The sequence below is a fragment of the Polaromonas sp. P3_C2 genome (assembly GCF_056402675.1).
Genome location: NZ_JBFUGX010000686.1, coordinates 1 through 2,106, shown reverse-complemented (window position 1 = coordinate 2,106; position 2,106 = coordinate 1). Strand labels below are relative to the sequence as shown.

Below are 2,106 nucleotides of genomic sequence, written 5' to 3'. Positions count from 1 at the left end.
GGTTATGAGGGCGCAACCGGTGCTACCGGCGCCACAGGCGACACCGGAAAGACCGGCAGGACCGGTGCCACGGGCGATACGGTCGTGATCGTTCCCGCGCCCGCACGATAAGGTTTTCGGCTGTACAGGCCGGCGAGCGCGTGAATGCTCGCCGGCCTTTTTTGTTTTCAGCGGCGGGGACAAGGCGTTTAACCGGCCCGCAATTCCGGAAAGGGCTCACGCCACGCCGGCAGCTGATTAAGCCGGTCGTGCCAGCGCCGGATTTCCGGGAAATTGTCCAGCGGCAAGCGTGCCTTTTCAGCGTATGGCAAGGTGATGGCCACCGCAAAGTCGGCTACCGTCAGTGCGTCACCGACGAGGTATTCGCGCCCCTTCAGGTGCGCTTCGAGCACGCTGGCGTAGCGCTCGAAGTCGGGTGTCACCCTCGCAATCTCGGCCGGGTCGGCCTCGCGCTGCAGGAAGCGCGGCTTGATGATGTGTTCGAAATAAAAAGTCCCGGCGGCTGGCGCGAACTCGGTGGCATCCCACATCAGCCAGCGCATCGCCTCGGTCTGGCGTTGGTCGCGTGGCCACAGGTCAGAACCGGCTTTCTCCGCCAGGTGGCACATGATGGCATTCGACTCCCACAAGGTCGTGGTGCCGTCCACCAGTACCGGCACCTTGGCATTGGGGTTCATTGCGCGGAACTGTGGCGTACGGTGTTCGCCTTTTTCGAGCGCGACGTAAATGAACTCCACCGGCAGCTTCAAGTGCCTGGCGACGGCGCAGGTTTTTCGCGGGTTCAGCGTGTCCGAGTAATAAAGCTTCATGCTGACTCACTTCATCGTTAATTTTCAGGCCGCCATGCGGGGGAGGTCGGACCACACCGGCCTGACCTCTATGGTTGCGGCCCTGGCCATGGGATGGCCGGCTGCAGTGTCGATCGCCTCCTGCATGCCGGCGCATTCAATCAGCCCGTAGGCCGCCATTTTTTCTGCGCTATCGGTGAAAGGGCCGTTGGTTACCGCGCGCTTGCCGCCGCGCACCCGAACCGTCATGGCGTCGTCGGGGGGTCGCAGCGGGTTGCCGTGCTTGAGGATGCCGCGGCTCCCCATGTCCTTTACCCAGGCGCCTATGTCGGCCACCAGCGCCGGCGTGGGCGCGAAGGCCGCGTCGTGGCAAATGATCAGCAGGAATTGCATGGGCTTTTCCCTCTCAAGGCATAGGCAGCGGCTTGATGACCATCCACGACACGCCGAAGCGATCTTCCACCATGCCGAAAGACGAAGCGTAAAAGGTCTTCATGATGGGCATCCCTACCTTGCCGCCGTCGCTCAATGCCTTGAACAGGCGCTGCGCTTCGGCGTCGCTGGCCGCAGTCAACGAGAGCGAGAAGCCCTTGAATTCCGGCTTGCCGTTGCCCATGCCGTCAGAGGCCATCACTTCCGTTTCGCCGATCCTGAAGCTGGCGTGCATGATGTTCTCACCCGGGATGGCACCGCCGTCCGGCCCGCAGCCTTCGGTCATGGGTTCCGGGTTCTCCTTGAAGCGCATCATCATCTTCACTTCGGCGCCAAGCGCCTTGCGGTAAAACTCGATGGCCTCTTCGCAGCGGCCGTTAAAAAAGAGGTAAGACTGGATCAGCATGATTGACTCCTTCGTGGGTTGATAAGGCTGGGGGATTTTTCAGGCACTCATTTGCGCAGCGTGGGCTTCAACGTTCATCTAGGCGAGTTCCCAGAGATGACCATCCAGGTCTTCGAAGCCGTGCTGGTACATGAAGCCGTGGTCTTGCGCCTTGTTGGGCGTGGTCGCGCCGGCGGCCACGGCCTTGCTGACCATCTCGTCAACTTCCTGGCGGCTGTTGCATGAGAGGCAGATCAGCACCTCGGTGCTTTTGCGTGCGTCGCTCACCGGCTTGGGCGTGAAGGTCTTGAAAAATTTCTCGACCAGCAGCATGACGAAGCTTTCCTCGCTCACGATCATGCAGGTGGCGTTTTCATCGGTGAATTGCGGGTTGAATTTGAAGCCCAGCGCGGTGAAAAACTTCACTGATTTGCCCAGGTCTTTCACGGGCAGGTTCACAAACATCTTGGTCGTCACGGGTTTCTCCTTGAATGATTGAAT

General features: G+C 60.5%; 4 protein-coding genes. All 4 read right to left on the bottom strand.

Annotated features, from left to right (window positions below; genetic code table 11):
- Window positions 1-188: 188 nt before the first annotated feature.
- The gene (locus tag AC1DWI_RS20765) at window positions 189-809 is read right to left on the bottom strand and encodes a glutathione S-transferase family protein (protein ID WP_477670493.1); all 621 of its coding nucleotides are present in this window, start codon (window positions 807-809) and stop codon (window positions 189-191) included.
- Window positions 810-833: 24 nt separating this feature from the next.
- Window positions 834-1,181, bottom strand: a complete 348-nt coding sequence (locus AC1DWI_RS20760) for a YciI family protein (RefSeq protein ID WP_477670494.1) — start codon at window positions 1,179-1,181, stop codon at window positions 834-836.
- Window positions 1,182-1,194: 13 nt separating this feature from the next.
- Window positions 1,195-1,626 (bottom strand): VOC family protein, encoded by a 432-nt coding sequence (locus tag AC1DWI_RS20755; RefSeq protein WP_477670495.1) that lies wholly within the window; start codon window positions 1,624-1,626, stop codon window positions 1,195-1,197.
- Between the two features lie 78 nt (window positions 1,627-1,704).
- On the bottom strand, window positions 1,705-2,070 hold the full coding sequence (locus AC1DWI_RS20750; RefSeq protein WP_477670745.1) for a VOC family protein: 366 nt from the start codon (window positions 2,068-2,070) through the stop codon (window positions 1,705-1,707).
- Window positions 2,071-2,106: the final 36 nt, after the last annotated feature.

Coding starts and splice junctions, on each gene's coding strand:
- AC1DWI_RS20765 (WP_477670493.1), bottom strand. CDS start 809: ATGAAGCTTTATTACTCGGACACGCTGAACCCGCGAAAAACCTGCGCC.
- AC1DWI_RS20760 (WP_477670494.1), bottom strand. CDS start 1,181: ATGCAATTCCTGCTGATCATTTGCCACGACGCGGCCTTCGCGCCCACG.
- AC1DWI_RS20755 (WP_477670495.1), bottom strand. CDS start 1,626: ATGCTGATCCAGTCTTACCTCTTTTTTAACGGCCGCTGCGAAGAGGCC.
- AC1DWI_RS20750 (WP_477670745.1), bottom strand. CDS start 2,070: ATGTTTGTGAACCTGCCCGTGAAAGACCTGGGCAAATCAGTGAAGTTT.